The sequence below is a fragment of the Pseudomonas sp. H3_A02 genome (genome assembly GCF_054671965.1).
Genome location: NZ_CP162807.1, coordinates 6,029,815 through 6,047,633 on the forward strand (window position 1 = coordinate 6,029,815; position 17,819 = coordinate 6,047,633).

At 62.5% G+C, this 17,819-nt stretch carries 16 protein-coding genes; 9 read left to right on the forward strand and 7 right to left on the reverse strand.

Annotation, left to right across the window (positions count from 1 at the left end; genetic code table 11):
* Positions 1-233: 233 nt before the first annotated feature.
* From phhA to AB4N80_RS26460, 3 genes are all read left to right on the forward strand, one after another.
* Complete coding sequence (gene phhA / locus AB4N80_RS26450) at positions 234-1,019, forward strand: phenylalanine 4-monooxygenase (RefSeq protein ID WP_122569033.1); 786 nt, start codon at positions 234-236, stop codon at positions 1,017-1,019.
* Between the two features lie 99 nt (positions 1,020-1,118).
* Positions 1,119-1,475 (forward strand): 4a-hydroxytetrahydrobiopterin dehydratase, encoded by a 357-nt coding sequence (locus AB4N80_RS26455; protein ID WP_003184087.1) that lies wholly within the window; start codon positions 1,119-1,121, stop codon positions 1,473-1,475.
* A complete protein-coding gene (locus tag AB4N80_RS26460; protein WP_122569034.1) occupies positions 1,475-2,668 on the forward strand; it encodes an amino acid aminotransferase in 1,194 nt (397 codons plus the stop codon). Before AB4N80_RS26455 ends, AB4N80_RS26460 begins: the two co-directional genes overlap by 1 nt.
* 194 nt (positions 2,669-2,862) lie before the next feature.
* Here AB4N80_RS26460 and AB4N80_RS26465 read toward each other — a convergent pair whose 3' ends face one another.
* Positions 2,863-3,426 (reverse strand): NAD(P)H nitroreductase, encoded by a 564-nt coding sequence (locus tag AB4N80_RS26465; RefSeq protein WP_122569035.1) that lies wholly within the window; start codon positions 3,424-3,426, stop codon positions 2,863-2,865.
* 161 nt (positions 3,427-3,587) lie between these two features.
* On the opposite strand from AB4N80_RS26465, the gene AB4N80_RS26470 reads away from it, so the two are divergent.
* The gene (locus AB4N80_RS26470) at positions 3,588-5,042 is read left to right on the forward strand and encodes a TrkH family potassium uptake protein (protein WP_122569036.1); all 1,455 of its coding nucleotides are present in this window, start codon (positions 3,588-3,590) and stop codon (positions 5,040-5,042) included.
* Here AB4N80_RS26470 and AB4N80_RS26475 read toward each other — a convergent pair.
* The gene (locus tag AB4N80_RS26475; RefSeq protein WP_122569037.1) at positions 4,999-6,060 is read right to left on the reverse strand and encodes an AraC family transcriptional regulator; all 1,062 of its coding nucleotides are present in this window, start codon (positions 6,058-6,060) and stop codon (positions 4,999-5,001) included. The two genes, AB4N80_RS26470 and AB4N80_RS26475, sit on opposite strands and share 44 nt — an antisense overlap.
* Before the next feature lie 160 nt (positions 6,061-6,220).
* Between AB4N80_RS26475 and AB4N80_RS26480 the strand changes: the two genes are divergently transcribed.
* Together AB4N80_RS26480 and AB4N80_RS26485 are read left to right on the forward strand one after the other, a co-directional pair.
* A complete protein-coding gene (locus tag AB4N80_RS26480; protein WP_122569038.1) occupies positions 6,221-6,532 on the forward strand; it encodes an Mpo1-like protein in 312 nt (103 codons plus the stop codon).
* Between the two features lie 12 nt (positions 6,533-6,544).
* Positions 6,545-7,135, forward strand: a complete 591-nt coding sequence (locus AB4N80_RS26485; RefSeq protein ID WP_460079651.1) for an HD domain-containing protein — start codon at positions 6,545-6,547, stop codon at positions 7,133-7,135.
* 124 nt (positions 7,136-7,259) lie between these two features.
* Here AB4N80_RS26485 and AB4N80_RS26490 read toward each other — a convergent pair whose 3' ends face one another.
* A complete protein-coding gene (locus AB4N80_RS26490; RefSeq protein ID WP_122569040.1) occupies positions 7,260-8,078 on the reverse strand; it encodes a UDP-2,3-diacylglucosamine diphosphatase in 819 nt (272 codons plus the stop codon).
* 135 nt (positions 8,079-8,213) lie between these two features.
* On the opposite strand from AB4N80_RS26490, the gene AB4N80_RS26495 reads away from it, so the two are divergent.
* Entirely contained in the window at positions 8,214-8,963 is a 750-nt protein-coding gene (locus tag AB4N80_RS26495; protein ID WP_122569041.1) for a helix-turn-helix transcriptional regulator, read from the forward strand.
* Positions 8,964-9,319: 356 nt separating this feature from the next.
* Positions 9,320-10,210, forward strand: coding sequence for a DMT family transporter (locus AB4N80_RS26500; protein WP_460079655.1), 891 nt, complete (start codon positions 9,320-9,322; stop codon positions 10,208-10,210).
* Here the strand turns inward: AB4N80_RS26500 and AB4N80_RS26505 are convergent.
* Entirely contained in the window at positions 10,204-10,491 is a 288-nt protein-coding gene (locus AB4N80_RS26505) for an Rdx family protein (protein WP_060738678.1), read from the reverse strand. The two genes, AB4N80_RS26500 and AB4N80_RS26505, sit on opposite strands and share 7 nt — an antisense overlap.
* A 71-nt stretch (positions 10,492-10,562) precedes the next feature.
* Between AB4N80_RS26505 and AB4N80_RS26510 the strand changes: the two genes are divergently transcribed.
* A complete protein-coding gene (locus AB4N80_RS26510) occupies positions 10,563-12,752 on the forward strand; it encodes a patatin-like phospholipase family protein (RefSeq protein WP_122569043.1) in 2,190 nt (729 codons plus the stop codon).
* A gap of 167 nt (positions 12,753-12,919) precedes the next feature.
* Here the strand turns inward: AB4N80_RS26510 and AB4N80_RS26515 are convergent, their stop codons facing one another.
* From AB4N80_RS26515 to recQ, 3 genes are all read right to left on the reverse strand, one after another.
* Positions 12,920-14,890, reverse strand: a complete 1,971-nt coding sequence (locus tag AB4N80_RS26515) for a FimV/HubP family polar landmark protein (protein WP_122569044.1) — start codon at positions 14,888-14,890, stop codon at positions 12,920-12,922.
* A 119-nt stretch (positions 14,891-15,009) separates the two neighbouring features.
* Positions 15,010-15,444, reverse strand: coding sequence for a MarR family transcriptional regulator (locus AB4N80_RS26520; RefSeq protein ID WP_003199001.1), 435 nt, complete (start codon positions 15,442-15,444; stop codon positions 15,010-15,012).
* 117 nt (positions 15,445-15,561) lie between these two features.
* Positions 15,562-17,688, reverse strand: coding sequence for a DNA helicase RecQ (gene recQ / locus AB4N80_RS26525; protein WP_460079660.1), 2,127 nt, complete (start codon positions 17,686-17,688; stop codon positions 15,562-15,564).
* Positions 17,689-17,819: the final 131 nt, after the last annotated feature.

Genomic DNA, 17,819 nt, shown 5'->3' on the forward strand with positions numbered 1-17,819 from the left:
GCAAATAAACGTCAAGATTATGTGACAGCTGTAGGCCATTTCCCAGTCAAAAATCCCGACAATATCGACGCACGGCTCAATACGTAACGAAAACTTTACGAAATCATCTCGTTATCGCCATACGAACTCTCGTCTGCCGGCTGCACACATCCCTGCTTCGCGTTATCTCTAATGCATCGCTGGACATAAAAACAAACAGCCTTCCCCCTGAGGGAAATCAGCAGGAGAACAGCATGAAGCAGACGCAGTACGTGGCCCGCGAGCCCGATGCGCAAGGTTTTATCCACTACACCGCCGAAGAACACGCAGTGTGGAACACGCTGATCACCCGCCAGCTGAAAGTCATCGAAGGCCGTGCGTGCCAGGAATACCTGGACGGCATCGACAAGCTGGGCTTGCCCCACGACCGCATCCCGCAACTGGACGAAATCAACAAGGTGCTAGGCGCGACCACCGGCTGGCAAGTCGCCCGGGTACCGGCGCTGATCCCCTTCCAGACCTTCTTCGAATTGCTCGCCAGCAAGCAGTTTCCGGTGGCGACCTTTATTCGTACGCGGGAAGAGCTGGATTACCTGCAAGAGCCGGACATTTTCCACGAGATCTTCGGCCACTGTCCGCTGCTGACCAACCCCTGGTTTGCGGAATTTACCCACACCTACGGCAAACTCGGCCTACAGGCGTCCAAGGAAGAACGGGTTTACCTGGCGCGCCTGTATTGGATGACCATCGAGTTCGGCCTGGTGCAGACCCCGCAGGGCCGGCGCATCTACGGCGGCGGCATCCTGTCTTCGCCCAAGGAAACTGTGTACTGCCTGTCGGACGAGCCGGAGCATCAAGCGTTCGATCCGTTGGAAGCCATGCGCACGCCGTATCGCATCGACATCCTGCAACCGGTGTATTTCGTGCTGCCCGAGCTCAAGCGGCTGTTCGACCTGGCCCACGAAGACATCATGGGCATGGTCAAGCGCGGTCGGGAGCTGGGCTTGCATGCCCCGAAATTCCCACCAAAAGCAGCGTGAACCGCATCTTTTAAGCCCAATTGAGTCTGTTGCACAACGCGGCTTTGCTTTAGCGTGGGTGCATCGACGTTTTCCAAATATTCGATCCAGGAACACACCATGAACACTCTGAACCAAGCCCATTGCGAAGCCTGCCGCGCCGATGCCCCGCAAGTCAGCGACGAAGAACTGCCGGTGCTGATCAAGCAGATCCCCGACTGGAACATCGAAGTGCGCGACGGCGTGATGCAACTGGAGAAAGTTTTCCTGTTCAAGAATTTCAAGCACGCCCTGGCGTTCACCAACGCCGTCGGCGAGATCTCCGAGGCCGAAGGCCACCACCCAGGCCTGCTCACCGAATGGGGCAAAGTCACCGTGACCTGGTGGAGCCACTCCATCAAGGGCCTGCACCGCAATGACTTCATCATGGCCGCCCGCACCGATGACGTGGCCAAGACCGCCGAGGGCCGCAAGTAATGCATTTCGATGCCATCGGCCGGGTACCCGGCGACCCGATCCTCGGCCTGATGGAGGCCTACGGGGCGGACAGCAACCCGAGCAAGTTCGACCTGGGCGTGGGGGTCTACAAGGACGCCCAGGGCCTGACGCCGATTCTTCAGTCAGTGAAGCAGGCCGAGCAGCGGCTGGTGGATCGCCAGACCACCAAGACCTACATCGGCGGCCATGGCGACGCCGTGTTCGGCCAGTTGATCAATGCGCTGGTGCTGGGGGCCGACTCGCCGTTGATCAGCGAAAAACGCGCCGGCGCCACCCAGACACCGGGCGGCACCGGCGCCCTGCGCCTGAGCGCCGACTTCATCGCCCAGTGCCTGCCGGGCCGTGGCGTATGGCTGAGCAACCCGACCTGGCCGATCCACGAAACCATCTTCGCCGCGGCCGGGGTCAAGGTCAGTCACTACCCGTATGTGGGCGCCGATAACCGCCTGGATTTCGAGGCGATGCTGGCGACCCTGAGCCAGGCACCCAAAGGCGATGTGGTGCTACTGCACGCCTGCTGTCACAACCCCACAGGGTTCGACCTGTCCCATGAGCAATGGCGTCAGGTGCTGGAGGTGGTGCGCAGCCGCGACCTGCTACCGCTGATCGACTTTGCCTACCAAGGCTTCGGCGATGGCTTGGAGCAGGACGCCTGGGCGGTCCGGCTGTTTGCCCAGGCCCTGCCGGAAGTGCTGGTCACCAGTTCCTGTTCGAAGAATTTCGGCCTGTACCGCGACCGTACCGGTGCGTTGATCGTCTGCGCCCGGGATGGCGAGAAGCTGGTGGACATCCGCAGCCAACTGGCCAATATCGCCCGCAACCTCTGGTCGACGCCGCCGGACCATGGCGCGGCCGTGGTGGCGACCATCCTCGGCAACCCGGAACTCAAAAGCCTGTGGGCCGATGAAGTCCAGACCATGCGCCTGCGCATCGCGCAATTGCGCAGCGGCTTGCTGGAAGCCCTCGAACTCCATGGTTTGCGCGAGCGCTTCGCCCATATCGGCGTGCAACGTGGGATGTTTTCCTACACTGGCCTGACGCCGGAACAGGTCAAGCATCTGCGCGAGCGCCACAGCGTCTACATGGTCGGCACCGGCCGGGCCAATGTAGCCGGCATCGACGCCACGCGTTTGGATCTGCTGGCCGAGGCGATTGCGGACGCGTGTAAATAACACCACCGTCGGCTGTAGATTTTGTGGCGGGGGAGCTTGCTCCCGCTCGGCTGCGCAGCAGTCGTAAAAAGGCTTGGCGCGGCATGCCTGGAAGATTGCATTGCTTCTTGGGGCGGCTTCGCCGCCCAGCGGGAGCAAGCTCCCTCGCCACGGTGGATCAAACCAGCCTCAAGTCATCCGCCGCCGTTGAGCAATTATTGGCCAGTCCACTCGCGGACAAACTGCCCGACATCTTCCTGCGGTGCCGTACGCGCTTCTTTCTGCGGCGTGCCCAGATAGAGGAATCCGATCACCTCTTCCCCATCTTCAAGACCCAGTCCCCTGGCCACATGCGGCGAATACGCCAGCTCACCGGTACGCCACACCCCACCGACACCTTGGGCGTACGCAGCCAACAAGATGCCATGGGCCGCGCAGCCGGCCGCCAGCAGTTGCTCGGATTTCGGGATTTTGAAATGGTCCTGCAGGCGGGCGATCACCACCACGACCAGGGGCGCGCGCAAAGGGCCGTTGAGGGCTTTTTCCACGACGGCTTCGGGTACCAGCGGGTCATTGAACTTCGCCGCTTCGGCCAGCAGTTCGCCCATGCGATGCCGCGCCTGCCCCTCGATCGTCAGAAAGCGCCATGGCCGCAACTGGCCGTGATCCGGCGCGCGCATGGCCGCGGCGAACATGAGTTCGCGCTGTTCCGGCGTGGGGGCCGGCTCCACCAGGCGCGGGACGGAAACACGGTTGAGCAAAGCGTCGAGAGCCTGCATCGGCCACCTCCTGAAAAAATGTTTGGCTATTCTAGTTGCTGTGCGGCGAGTCCGTTAGCGCAAATTCCGCGGCCAGGCGCCCAGGCCCCGCCGGCTGCTGGTTTACATGCCGCTTGTCGCAGGTAGAATGGCGCCCTTCCCTTTCAGCCTGAGCGGACTTCATGGCGTTGCCGACCCTGCGGATCATTGGTTTCATCATCGGCATCTTCCTGATCACCCTGGCGATCTTCATGGTTGTGCCCATGATCACGCTGATGGTCTTCGAGCGCACCCGCGACCTGCCGTCGTTCCTCTGGTCGAGCATGATCACCTTCGTCGCCGGCCTGGCACTGGTGCTTCCCGGGCGCCCGGAACACATCCACCTGCGACCGCGGGACATGTACCTGCTGACCGTCAGCAGCTGGCTGGTGGTGTGCATCTTCGCTGCGCTGCCGTTCCTGCTGACCCAGCACATCAGCTATACGGACTCGTTCTTCGAAAGCATGTCGGGCATCACCGCCACCGGCGCTACCGTGCTGAGCGGCCTGGACACCATGTCTCCGGGCATCCTGATGTGGCGCTCGTTGCTGCACTGGCTCGGCGGTATCGGCTTCATCGGCATGGCGGTAGCGATCCTGCCCTTGCTGCGCATTGGTGGCATGCGGCTGTTCCAGACCGAGTCGTCGGACCGCTCGGAAAAAGTCATGCCCCGGTCCCACATGGTGGCGCGGCTGATCGTGGCGTCCTACGTGGGCATCACCATTTTCGGCACCCTGGCGCTCTGGTGGGCCGGGATGAGCCTGTTCGATGCTATCAACCATTCGATGTCGGCGATCTCCACCGGCGGTTTCTCCACCTCGGACCTGTCCTTGGCCAAATGGACCCAACCGGCGGTGCACTGGGTCGCCATCGTCATCATGATCCTCGGCAGCCTGCCGTTTGCCCTGTATGTCTCGACGCTGCGAGGCAATCGCCGGGCGCTGATCAAGGACCAGCAGGTCCAGGGGCTTATCGGCGTGCTGCTGGTGACCTGGCTGGTGCTCGGCACCTGGTATTGGGCCACCACCGACCTGCATTGGCTGGACGCGCTGCGGCACGTGGCGCTGAACGTGACGTCCATCGTCACCACCACCGGCTTCGCCCTGGGGGACTACAGCCTGTGGGGCAATTTCTCGCTGATGCTGTTCTTCTACCTGGGGTTCGTTGGCGGTTGTTCGGGGTCGACGGCCGGCGGGATCAAGATTTTCCGCTTCCAGGTCGCCTACATCCTGCTTCGGGCCAACCTTAATCAACTGATCCACCCCCGCGCGGTGATCAAGCAGAAATACAACGGTCATCGCCTCGACGAAGAAATCGTCCGTTCGATCCTCACGTTCTCGTTCTTCTTTGCCATCACCATTTGCGTGATCGCCCTGCTGCTGTCACTGCTGGGGGTGGAATGGATGACGGCCCTGACCGGCGCGGCCAGTACCGTGTCGGGCGTCGGCCCGGGGCTGGGGGAAACCATCGGGCCGGCCGGCAACTTCGCACCGTTGCCGGACGCGGCCAAATGGATTCTGTCGGCGGGCATGCTGCTGGGCCGGTTGGAGATCATCACGGTGTTCGTGCTGTGTATCCCGGCGTTCTGGCGCCACTGACCGGTTCCGGCTGGCTGGCCAATCGCGCCCGGTATTCGCCGGGTGTGGTGTCGAACCAGCGGCGAAACGCCCGGAAAAAATTGCTCGGGTCGGCGAACCCCAGCAGATAGGCGATCTCCAGCAACGTCATGCCCGACTGCGCCAGGTACTGCTCGGCCAGTTCGCGACGGGTGTCTTCGAGCAGGCTCTGGAAACTGGTGCCTTCTTCCTGCAAGCGCCGTTGCAAGGTGCGCTGCGACAGGTGCAGCGTCTGCGCCACCACGTCTCGCTTGGGTTCGCCCTGGGGCAGCAGCCGACACAATACTTGTCGCGCCTTGTGGGTCACGCGGCTTTCCGAAAAACGCGCGAGGTACTCCCCGGCAAACCGGTCGTGAAGCTGGGCCATGGCTTCGTTGGCCGTCGGCAGCGGCGCCTCCATGTCGGCCCGTTCAAAGATCAGCGCGTCATAAGGCGCACCAAACACCAGCGGCGCGGGGAAGGCTCGCTGATAAGGCGCCGGGTCCGAGGGCTCCGCGCCTTGGAACAACACCTTCACCGGGCGCAGGGTGCGCCCGGTCAACCAACTGCACAGGGCCAGCGCACACGCCAGGGACGCTTCGGCGCTTTGACGGGTCGGCGGCAGATGGTCGCCATGCACCGTCAGGATCAACCCGTAGCCCTCTTCCAACTGGCGAAAACTCAAGTCGGCGCTTTCGGCAATGATCCGCTGGTAACGCACCAGCCGTTGGAAACCCTCCACCAGGGTGCGACTGGACATCAAGGCGTAACCCGCCACGTGGAACGAGGCTGGGCGCACCACCTTACCCATGTTCAAGCCAATGGCCGGGTTACCCGACAATTCCACCGCCCGTTGCCAGAGCCGCGTCATCGAATCCTGGGGGAAACGCGCATCCGGATCGTCCAGTGCATCAAAGTCCAGCCCCAGTTGCTTGAACAGCACCCGACAATCCAGGCCGTCCATTTCCAACGCCTTGACAATCCCCATAGCCCAGCTTGAAGAAGTGGTTCGTTCGCTCATGACGTTTTACTTGCATGACGAGCCGCAGGGTACGGCTGGATTTGCGAAGGATACTAAAGTGGCGCTGATTGTCACTGGCTGTTGCACATCATGGCTCTAGACTCAAAGTAAGCCGCTGGATGCATCGGTCGCCAGAACAATAACCACAGAGTCAGCCGTCGTGGAAAACGCTAAACGATTCAATACCTTCGCCGAGTTTTACCCGTATTACCTCAGCGAACACAGCAACAGCACCTGCCGACGACTGCATTTCATCGGCACCTCCCTGGTCATCCTGGTGTTCGTCCTCGCCCTCGTCGTGGGTAGCGGGTGGCTGTGGCTCGCCCTGCCCGTCGCCGGCTACGGCTTCGCCTGGGTCGGGCACTTCTTCTTCGAAAAGAACCGTCCCGCCACTTTCCAGCATCCGCTCTACAGCCTGCTCGGCGATTTCGTCATGTACCGCGACATGCTGCGGGGCAAGGTCGCGTTCTGATAAGGACTACCCATGAGCAACCATGCGCGCTTTACCCACATGCAGGAAGGGACTCAACAAGACTGGGCGAACATCGCGGCCGACTTCAGCGCCTACGCACGGCAATTGCCGGGGCGGATCCTGGCCCACTTGAAACTGCTGGACGGCGATTTCGGCGGGTTCCCGGTGGATCGCCTGACCCATTCCCTGCAAACCGCCACCCGCGCCTACCGGGACGGGCGGGACGAGGAATACGTGGTCTGCGCCCTGCTCCACGACATCGGCGACACCCTCGGTTCGTATAACCACCCGGACATCGCCGCGGCGATCCTCAAGCCCTTCGTCAGCGCCGAGAACCTGTGGATGGTGGAGAAGCACGGGATTTTCCAGGGTTATTACTTCTTCCATCACCTGGGCATGGACCGGTACCTGCGCGAGCAGTTTTGCGAACATCCGCAGTACCAGGCGACGGTCGACTTTTGTGCGAAATATGACGCAGCGGCGTTCGATCCCGAGTACGACACACTGCCGTTGAGTTTCTTCGAGCCGATGCTGGAAAGGGTGTTTGCCGCGCCGAAGCAGTCGATCTACAAGGCGGCGATGACGGAGCAGCCTTCTGGCTGACAGATTTCTGGGGGCCGCTGCGCGGTCCATCGCGGGCAAGCCTTGCTCCCACAGGTGTTGCCTGCTCTCATAGGCAGTGAGTACATGTGGGAGCAAGGCTTGCCCGCGATGGCGTCATGAAGGCCTACACCGGCTCGGTCACTTTCAACTCAGCTTTGACCAACGCCTCCCGCGCCTGGGCCTCAGCCAACCGATACAACTCGATCGACCCATCCCAATGCTCGATCAGCGCGGTGCAGGATTCGACCCAATCGCCACAATTGAGGTATTCCACCTCACCCACCATACGCATCTCGGCATGGTGGATGTGCCCGCAGACCACGCCATGCAGCTCGCGCTTCACACACTCGTGGGCGATGGCTTCTTCAAAATCGCTGATGAAGCTGACAGCGGTCTTGACCTTGTGCTTGAGGTACGCCGACAGCGACCAGTAGCCGTAGCCATAACGGGCCCGCCAATGATTGAGCCAGCGGTTCAGCGTGAGGGTGAACTCGTAGGCCGAATCACCGAGGAACGCCAACCAACGGTGGTAACGGGTGATGACGTCGAACTGGTCGCCATGGATCACCAACAGGTGCCGGCCATCGGCAGTGACGTGCACCGCTTCGTCCACCAACTGGATATTGCCCAGGATCAACTTCGAATAGCGCCGCAGGAATTCGTCATGGTTGCCGGTGACGTAGATCACTTCGGTGCCGCGCTTGCTCATGGTCAGCAAGCGGCGAATGACGTTGGTGTGGGCCTGGGGCCAATACATGCCACCGCGCAGTTTCCAACCATCGATGATGTCACCCACCAGGTAGATCTTGTCGGCGTGGTAGCCCTTGAGAAACTGCGACAAGTGCTCGGCCTGGCAATCCCGGGTGCCCAGGTGCACATCGGAAATCCACAGGGTGCGAACACGCTGCTTGCGGCTGGGTTTGGCGAGCTCGGCGCTGGTCATTGGGCAACCCTCTGATCGTTTTCGCCACTGTGCACGCCAGCGGTTAATGGCCCATGACAAACACAAGTCCATTCCATGACAGCGCGAGGCGGTGTGCCCTCGGTGTATGCTGGCGACCTGACCCGGGAGACCGCGATGCGACCGATCCTCACGCTACGCCACTACAGCCACGATTTGATTGTCCACAGCCACGACCACGCGCAACTGGTGTTCGGGTTGTCCGGCGCGCTGGACTTCGAGGTCGAAGGGCGTGGCAGCCAGGTGGTGCAACAGAGTTTCGTGGTGGTACCCGCCGGAGCCCATCATGCCTGTGGCAGTCCCCAGGGCAGTCGCTGCCTGGTGTTGGATGTGCCCAGTGACGATTGGGTCGGGCAATGCCTGGGGGATCATGCCGACGCCAGTCGCCGCTTGCTCGACGACAGCGCTCGCCTGCCCTTGGACGCGGGGCAAAGCCAGTTGGTCAGTTGGCTGGCGGGCAGCCCGGTGGACGACCCGGTGATTGCCCAGCAAGGCGCGGTGCTGCTGCTGGCGAGTCTCAATGGCGTTCGCCAGCACACCCTCGGTGGCCGGCGCCTGCCCTACGCCGCGCTCAACGCCCACATCGACCAGAACGCCGCCTACCCGCTGCAAGTGGCGGATCTGGCGCGGGTCGCCGGCCTTTCCAGCGCACGCCTGCATGCGCGCTTCATCGCCGAGTGCGGACAAACCCCAATGGAGTACATCCGCAGCCGCCGCTTGCATCAGGCCGTGGCGTTGTTGCGCGAGTCGGACCTGCCCATCGGCGAGATCGCCCACCGGGTCGGCTACAGCTCTCAGAGTGCTTTCGCCGCGGCGGTGCTGCGAGAGTTCGGTGCCTCGCCGGGCAAGCTGCGGCGCCAACGCTAGATGCGCGTTAAAAATCGCTAGGATCGCGACAGACCCTGCCGCCCCACCCGCGCTTAAATACTGCAATCTGTGAGGGGGAACAGTCCTGTGGGAGCGAACCTGCTCGCGAAGGCGGTGGTTCAGTTACATGGATGTTGGGTTTGCTGGCCTCATCGCGAGCAAGCTCGCTCCCACAGGGGAACTGGGTGCACATGAATTTTGTGCCTGCTGAAAATCCAGTGTGGGAGCGAGCTTGCTCGCGATTGCTATCTGTCAGTCAATTTCTGCATTGCCTGAACCACCGCTATCGCGAGCAAGCTCGCTCCCTCAGAAGACGCTCACCGTCCCGCTATGGCTTATCGGTTGAAAGGATTGAAATGACACCTCGTACCGCCCTCGGCGCCCTGCACATTGGCGCACTCATGTTTGGCCTGACCGGTGTCTTCGGCAAACTCGCCGCGGCTTCGCCAGCGGTCATCGTGTTCGGTCGCGCCGTCTTCGCCGTGCTGGCCCTGGCGATGTTCGCCCGGTTCGCCAGCAGCAGCCGCTGGCAGAAACTGCGGGCACAGGATGGCCGGCGATTGCTGCTCGGGGGCCTGTTGCTGGCCGCGCACTGGGTGAGCTTCTTCATCGCCGTGAAGGTGGCCGGCGTGGCGATCGCCACGTTGGGGTTCGCCAGTTTCCCGGCCTTCACGGTATTGCTCGAGGGGCTGATCTTCCGCGAGCGGATTCGCGCCAATGAAATCTGGCTGGTGGTGTTGGTGAGCGTCGGCCTGGTGTTGGTCACGCCGAACTTTGACCTGGCCAGCGGTGCCACCACCGGCCTGCTGTGGGCCATGGCTTCGGGGCTGCTGTTTTCCCTGTTGTCATTGACCAACCGTGCCGGCGCCGCGCATGTGCCGCCGGTGCAGGCCGCGCTGTGCCAGAACGTGGTGGTCGGGTTGTGCCTACTACCGATGGCCGCGCCACAACTGAGCGACGTTCACCCCATCGACTGGTTGTGGATCGGCCTGCTCGGCGTGTTCTGCACCGGCCTGGCCCACAGCCTGTTCGTCGCCAGCCTGGCGGTTGTCAAGGCCCGCACGGCGGCGGTGATCTTCGCCATGGAACCGGTCTACGGCATCGCCATGGCCTGGTGGCTGTTCGACGAACGCCCGACACTGCGCATGCTGCTGGGCGGCGTGGTGATCATCGCGGCCATCGTGATCTCAAGCCAACTGGGCAGCTCGAAGAAACCGGGGGTGGGCGCCCAGGCCGCGTCTCACTGAACCCGATCGTTGTGGCCCAGGTCCCGCTCCGGGTCGATCCGGTCGCGGACCCGCTGCTTGAGGACCTTGGCCTCGGGAAAACCGCCATCGGCCTTACGCTCCCAGATTTGCGCACCGTCGCAACTGATGTGGAACACACCGCCGGTGCCCGGCACCAGGGACACCTTGCCCAGGTCGTCGCCGAAGGTGCTGAGCAGTTCCTGGGCCAGCCAGGCGGCGCGCAGCAGCCATTGGCACTGGGTGCAATACGTGATGACGACTTCCGGCTTGTGTTCGGTCATTGCGGGTGAACTCCTGGATTCGAAGGCGTCGTTATAATACCTGCCTTTGATCGCCCGCCCCGAGATAGACGATGCGCCGCCTGCTTCCCCTCCTGCTTCTGCTGCTGTTGCCCTTTTTCGTCCAGGCCGTCGAAGCGCCACGCCCGAAAATCGGCTTGGTGCTGTCCGGCGGCGCGGCGCGGGGACTGGCCCACATCGGCGTGCTCAAGGCCCTGGAGGAGCAAGGCATCAAGATCGACGCCATTGCCGGCACCAGCATGGGCGCGGTGATCGGCGGGCTGTATGCCTCGGGCTACAAGATCGACGAACTGGAAAAACTCGCCCTGGGCATCGACTGGCAACAGGCCTTGTCCGATGCGCCGCCACGCAAGGACGTGCCGTTCCGGCGCAAGCAGGATGACCGCGATTTCCTGGTGAAACAGAAACTGAGCTTTCGTGACGACGGCAGCCTCGGCCTGCCCTTGGGGGTCATCCAGGGCCAGAACCTGGCCCTGCTGCTCGAAAGCCTGCTGGCCCACGCCAGCGACACGCGGGACTTCGACAAACTGCCGATCCCATTTCGCGCCGTGGCCACCGACATCGCCACCGGCGAAAAAGTCGTGTTCCGCAAAGGCCACCTGCCCAAGGTCATTCGCGCCAGCATGTCGATCCCGGCGGTGTTCGCCCCGGTGGAGCTGGACGGCCGGTTGCTGGTGGACGGCGGCATGGCCGACAACATCCCGCTGGATGTGGCCCGGGACATGGGCGTAGACGTGGCCATCGTGGTCGATATCGGCACGCCGCTGCGCACCCGCAAGCAACTGGTCACGGTGGTCGACGTGCTGAACCAGTCGACCACCCTGATGACCCGGCGCAACTCTGAAGAACAACTGGCCACCCTGAAAAAAAGCGACGTATTGATCCAGCCGGCCTTGGCGAGCTTCGGCTCCACCGACTTCGGCCGGGCCCGGGACATGATCGACGCCGGCTACCGCGCCACCCGGATACTCGAGGCACGCCTGGCACCTCTGCGCCCGTCCGAGGCGCCCGACGCCGAACTCATGGCCGCACGCACGCCCAGCGAACGCACGCCGGTCATCACCGCCATTCGTGTGGAGAACGACTCGAAAGTCGGCGATGACGTGATTCGCTACTACATTCGCCAACAAATCGGCGAGCCGCTGGACCTGGGGCGCCTGCAAACCGACATGGGCACGTTGTACGGCCTGGACTACTTCGAACAGGTGCAATACCGCGTGGTCCACAAGGGCCCGGACCACACCTTGGTGATCAGCGCCCGGGGCCGACGCACCGGCACCGATTACCTGCGGTTGGGGCTGAGCCTATCGGACGACATGCGCGGCGACAGCGCTTTCAACCTGGGGGCAAGCTATCGGGTCAACGGCATCAATCGCCTGGGCGCCGAGTGGCTGACCCGGGCGCAGATCGGCGACAAGCAGGAGTTGTACAGCGAGTTCTATCAGCCATTGGATGTTGGCTCGCGCTACTTCATAGCCCCCTATGGGCAATTCGAATCCCGCAACGTGGAGTCGATCCTGGACAACGATCCGGTGGCCCAGTATCGCGTCGAACGCTATGGCTTCGGGCTCAATGTGGGCCGCCAGATCGGCAACAGCGGCGAAATCCGCTTCGGTGTCGGCCAGGCCTGGGGCAAGGCCGATGTGCGCATCGGCGACCACGACCAACCCAGCGAGAATTTCAACGAGGGGTTCTACGAACTGAAGTATTCGTTCGACTCCCTCGACAGCGTGTACTTTCCCCATGAAGGGGAAGACATCGGCCTGAGCTGGCGCCAATACGAACCGGGGCTGGGCTCCGACCAGCGTTACCGCCAGTGGGAATTCAAACTGGACAAGGCCCTGAGCAGCGGCCCGGACACCTTCATCCTGGGCGGGCGCTATGGCCGTACCCTGGATACTGCGGAGGTGGTGACCTCCAGCTTTGTGCTCGGTGGCGCGCGGCAACTGTCAGGCTTTCGCGAAGATGGGGTATCCGGGCAGAACATGAGCCTGATGCGTGCCGTGTATTACCGACGCCTCACACCGCGGGCCTACCTGCCATTGGACTTCCCGCTGTACATCGGTGGCTCCTTGGAGCGCGGCCGGGCCTGGAACAACGACAACGAGTTCGACAGTGGTTACATCAACGCCGCCAGTATTTTCCTAGGTTTCGATACACCGCTAGGGCCCTTGAACTTCAGCTATGGCTTTAACGACGACGATGAACAGGCGGTGTACCTGAACCTGGGGCAGACGTTTTGAGGGGTTGGGTGTTTGCCTGGGCTGGATTGATGGCCTGACCCATTGCTATCGCGAGCAAGCTCGCTCCCACATGGGGGCGGGGCGTGCACGCAATCGCGGCTCATCGAAGACTTCTGTGGGAGCGAGCTTGCTCGCGATGAGGCCAGCCACTACAACTTCGATGGTACTTAGCGAATCCCCGCCAGCAGCACCCGGGCGGTCTGCTTGAGGGGTTCGTCACCCTCTTCGAGCAGCTCTTCAAGCAGGGTGACGGCGGTCTTCAGGTCGCCATCGTCGATGCAGTTCTGTGCCTGCTCCAGTTTGACCGAATGCTCCGGGGCCTGGGGTTCGAGGGACAGGGTGTCCAGGGCGACAGGTTCAAGGGCCAGCGGCTCAAATTCCAGCGCCTGCTCCTCATCGGCAAAGCCATCGAGAAAGGCATCGTCCAGCGACTCGGTTTCCAGGGGAGCCTCCCACTGCAACTCCGGTTCGTCGAAACCTGAAAGCGACAAGCCCTCGGTACTGTCGACAGCCAGTGGTGCAGCAAGATTTTCTTCAGCCGGCGTGCCCTGGTCATCCGCCAGGTCCCAACTGGTTTCCATGGACAGTGCTTCCAGGTCCAGCTCGAACTCGTCACTGGGCGCCTGTTCAGGTTCAGGCGCAGGAGCCGGTACCAAGGGTTGCGCCTGTTCCACTGTCGGTGCGCTGATCAGGGCCACCTTGGGATAGCGCCCGCGGATATCCTCCAGCGTCCCGGCATCGACGCCTTGTGCCAACAGATGATGTTCCTGGGCCTGGAAACCGATGACATCGCCCTGCTTGCCCAATACTTCCAGCAACTTGAGGCCCAGGTCGGTGCGTTCCGGTTCGGCCAGCAATGCCGCGCGCAACAGCCCGGCGGCCTCGGTGAAACGGCCGTAGGTCAGGTAGATCCCGACGCCTTCCAGCACATCACCCAGGGGCGCATCACCGTTGTTGAACGAGGTCGCGGTCTCGGATGGCTCCGGGTCGGGGATTGATGCAAAGGTGTCGTCGCCCGCCTCCAGCATCGGCTCGGGGCGCTCGGTCATCGGTTCCAACTCGGCCTGCTGTTGGCGACGTCGAATGAACAATAACAAGGCGAGCAATCCCAACAAAGCCACCAACCCCGCCACCCATGTCCAATTGATGCCCTCTGGCTCAGCGGCCGGTTCGGTAACGGGGGATACATCTGGAGCCGGCTCCGACGCAAGCTGCGCTGGTTGCGGTTGCGCCGACGCAACGGGGGCCGGAGCCGTCTCGGCCAGCCGGGTCTGCAATTCGCTGATCTGCTGGCGCTGGCCGGCGATTTCCTCATCCTGGGCCTGGAGCCGCGCCTGCAGCTCCTCAATGGTCTTCTGTTGTTGCTGGTTCTGCAGCACGCTGGCGGCCAACTGCTCATCGGACGCGGCGGAGGCCTGGCCGGCGGTGCTTGCAACCGATGTCGGCAGCACGGCCGAGTCGGGCAATAACAGACGCTGGCCGATGGAGAGCCGGTCGCTGCCGGGGTTCAAGGCCTGGATCCCTTGCATCAACTCATTGACCGACGCGTTGCTCCCGGCGTCATGCAGGCGCTGGGCAATCACCCAGGGATTGTCTCCCTGCACGACCGTATAGCGCTTGCCCTGTACCGCCGGGGGCGGCTTGATGGCCGGTGTGGCCTGGCTCGGCGTCCCAGGCTGTGGGGCCGTGGACGGTTCGTCACGGGCCGGCACGATACCCGGTGAGCCCGGTGGGTCGATCAGCACGGTGTATTCGCGCAGCAAGCGCCCGTTGGGCTGATTGAGCTGCACCAGGAAATTAAGGAAGGGTTCCTCCACCGGTTTGCTGGAGGTCACCCGAATGAAGCTGCGCTCACCGCGCAATACCGGCGTAAAGCGAAGATTATTGAGAAAGAACACCCGCTCCACACCCGCACGATTGAAATCGTCCGGACTCGCCAGGCTGGCCGACAGTTCACCTTCGCCGATCCCGGCCACATCGACCAGGGCGATATCGGCACGCAACGGCTGGTTCAAGGCGGAATGGAGCGTGATCTCGCCAAGCCCCAGCGCTGACGCCAAGGCCGGAAACCCCAAGGCACCCACGACGATCGACACGTTGATCCAACTGCGCAACGTGGACTGCAAACTTTCAAGCATGGGTATCCCTTTCGATTACCAAAACCAACCTCGGCGTAAACGCTCCCAATAGGAGCGCTTACTACTGGTTATAGTTCGCTAACCGACGAATCTCAAAAGTCTGACGCCAGGGATCTGCCTCAGGATTTTTCCAGGTTGGCCAGGATCGTGCCGTGAACCCGCATGCAGACGCGCATGTCCGCCTCGTCGACCCCTTCGAACAGCTCCCGTCGCAACTGTGTGGCAATGGTTTCGATTTGTTCGATCAACGGTAAGGCCGGCGCGCAGAGCACGATTTTCTTGGCCCGGCGGTCCTCGGCCACGGCTTGGCGCTGCACCAACCCCTGGGTTTCCAGGCTGTCGAGCAACCGGGCCAGGGTCGGGCCTTCGACGGCGACACTCTGGGCCAGTTCACGCTGGGTCGGCGCCTGTTCGAAACGGGCCAGGTGCAGCAGCACCAGCCAGCGCGCCTGGGACAGGCCCAGCCCGGCCAAGCGACGGTCCAGTTCGGCCCGCCAGCCTCGGGACATTTGCGCCAACTGCATGCCAAAACGGTGTTGATCGGTTAACGGCATAAAAAACTCATCAGATCTGAAATAGAGAAAAACTAATTATTAGTCAGCTAAGCATGAGCTTTGGATTCAAGCAAGGCTCGCCTTGTACTGAATCGTTAAAGGAGCGCAACTCACTGATCAGACTTCAAATTCCGACTGCAACGCAGCCCTGACGCAGTACAGCACACCTTCGGGCACCCGTCCGACAAACAGCGCGGCGACTTCGGATACTGGCGGTAATTCGCCTTCGCCATCCAGGAACGCGTCCTGTACTTCGCCCATCAGTTCCTCGGGCAGATCCAGCGCCTGATCCAGGGATAACTGCTGTTTGCCGATGGCCTCGGCCAGCATCGTGTAGACGTTCTTCTCCGAGCACTGCAATTGCCCAGCGATCTGCACCGGTGTCATGCCAGCCCGGGCCAGTGTGATGAGCTCGTGGCGCACATCGACCACCGCTTTCGGCGCTTCGGCTTCGCCCCCCAGGACCTGGAGGAAGGCTTCGCCATAACGCTCCAGCTTGCGCGCCCCCACGCCGCTGACCCGGGCCATTTCCGCCAGGGAGGTGGGCTGGCTGCGGAGCATTTCCAGCAGCGTCGAATCGGGGAAGATGACGTACGGCGGTACGCCGTGTTCCTCGGCCAGCTTGCGACGCAAGGCGCGCAAGGCTTCCCATTGGTCGCGCTCTTCGCCGCGTACCAATTGGCTGGCCTGGCTCTTGCTGCTCTTGACCGCCGTTGCCGGCTTGAGGTCGCGGCGCAGTTCGAGGGTGACCTCGCCTTTGAGCAACGGCCGGCAAGTCGCACTCAGGCGCAGGCCGCCGTAGCCTTCCAGGTCGATGTCCGCCAGGCCGCGGGCCACCAGTTGCCGGAACAATGAGCGCCACTCACTCTCGGTGCGCGCCTTGCCCACGCCAAACACCGAGAGGTGCTGGTGACCGAAGTTGCGGACCTTCTCGTTGTCCTTGCCCAGCAATACGTCCACCAGGTGCCCGACGCCATAGCGCTGGCCGGTGCGGAAAATCGCCGACAAGGCCTGACGGGCCGGTTCGGTGGCGTCCCAGGTCTCCACGCCATCGACGCAGTTGTCGCAATGCCCGCAAGGCTGGGGCATGTCTTCGTCAAAATAGGCCAGCAAGGTCTGGCGACGGCAGCGAGTTTCTTCGCACAGCGAGAGCATGGCGTCGAGCTTGTGCTGCTCCAGGCGCTTGTGGCGCTCATCGCCTTCGGAGTTCTGCAGCATCTGCTTGAGCATCACCACGTCTTGCAGGCCGTAGGCCATCCAGGCATCGGCCGGCAAGCCATCACGGCCGGCACGCCCGGTTTCCTGGTAGTACGCCTCGAGGGACTTGGGCAGGTCCAGGTGCGCGACAAAACGCACGTTGGGCTTGTCGATGCCCATGCCGAACGCAATGGTGGCCACCATGATCAGGCCTTCCTCGTTGAGGAAGCGCTTCTGGTGATAGGCTCGCAGGTCGTTGGGCAGGCCGGCGTGATACGGCAACGCCGGGAACCCTTGCTCACACAGGAACGCCGCCACTTCATCGACCTTTTTGCGCGACAGGCAATAGACAATGCCGGCATCGCTGCGGCGCTCGGCGAGGAACGCCAGCAATTGCTTGCGCGGCTGCTCCTTGGGCACGATGCGGTAGAAAATATTGGGACGGTCGAAGCTCGACAGGAACCGCTCGGCATCCTGCAAGTGCAGGCGCTCGACGATTTCCTCGCGGGTACGCTTGTCGGCGGTAGCGGTCAGGGCGATGCGCGGCACGTCGGGGAACAGTTCCGCCAATTGCCCCAGCTGCAGGTATTCACGCCGGAAATCATGGCCCCATTGCGATACGCAGTGGGCTTCGTCAATGGCGAACAGGGCGATTTCCAGGCTCTGCAGGAACGCCAGCATGCGCGGCTGTACCAGGCGTTCCGGGGCCAGGTACAACATCTTGACTTCACCGCGCTTGATCCGCGTCGCCAGGTCCCGTTGTTGCTCGGCGCTGAGGGTGGAGTTCAGCGAAGCGGCGGCGACCCCCAGTTCCTCGAGGGTCGCGACCTGGTCGTCCATCAGCGCGATCAGCGGCGAAACCACCACCGCCAGGCCGTTGCGCAGCAGCGCCGGCACCTGGAAGCACAAGGATTTGCCGCCGCCGGTGGGCATGAGCACCAAGGCATCGCCACCGCTGGCCACACGCTCAATAATGGCACCCTGGCGGCCACGGAAACTGTCGTAGCCGAAGATGTCCTTGAGGACGCGTTGAGCCTGTTCGAGCATAGAAACTCCAAAAATCACCGAAACATCCCTGCAAGGCTGGTTCAGAATCGCACACGCTGCACCGGCAAATCGTAAGTGCGCGTTTCGAACCGGCGGGACGCCGCAGGGCATCACAAAACGCGGCAGTATAC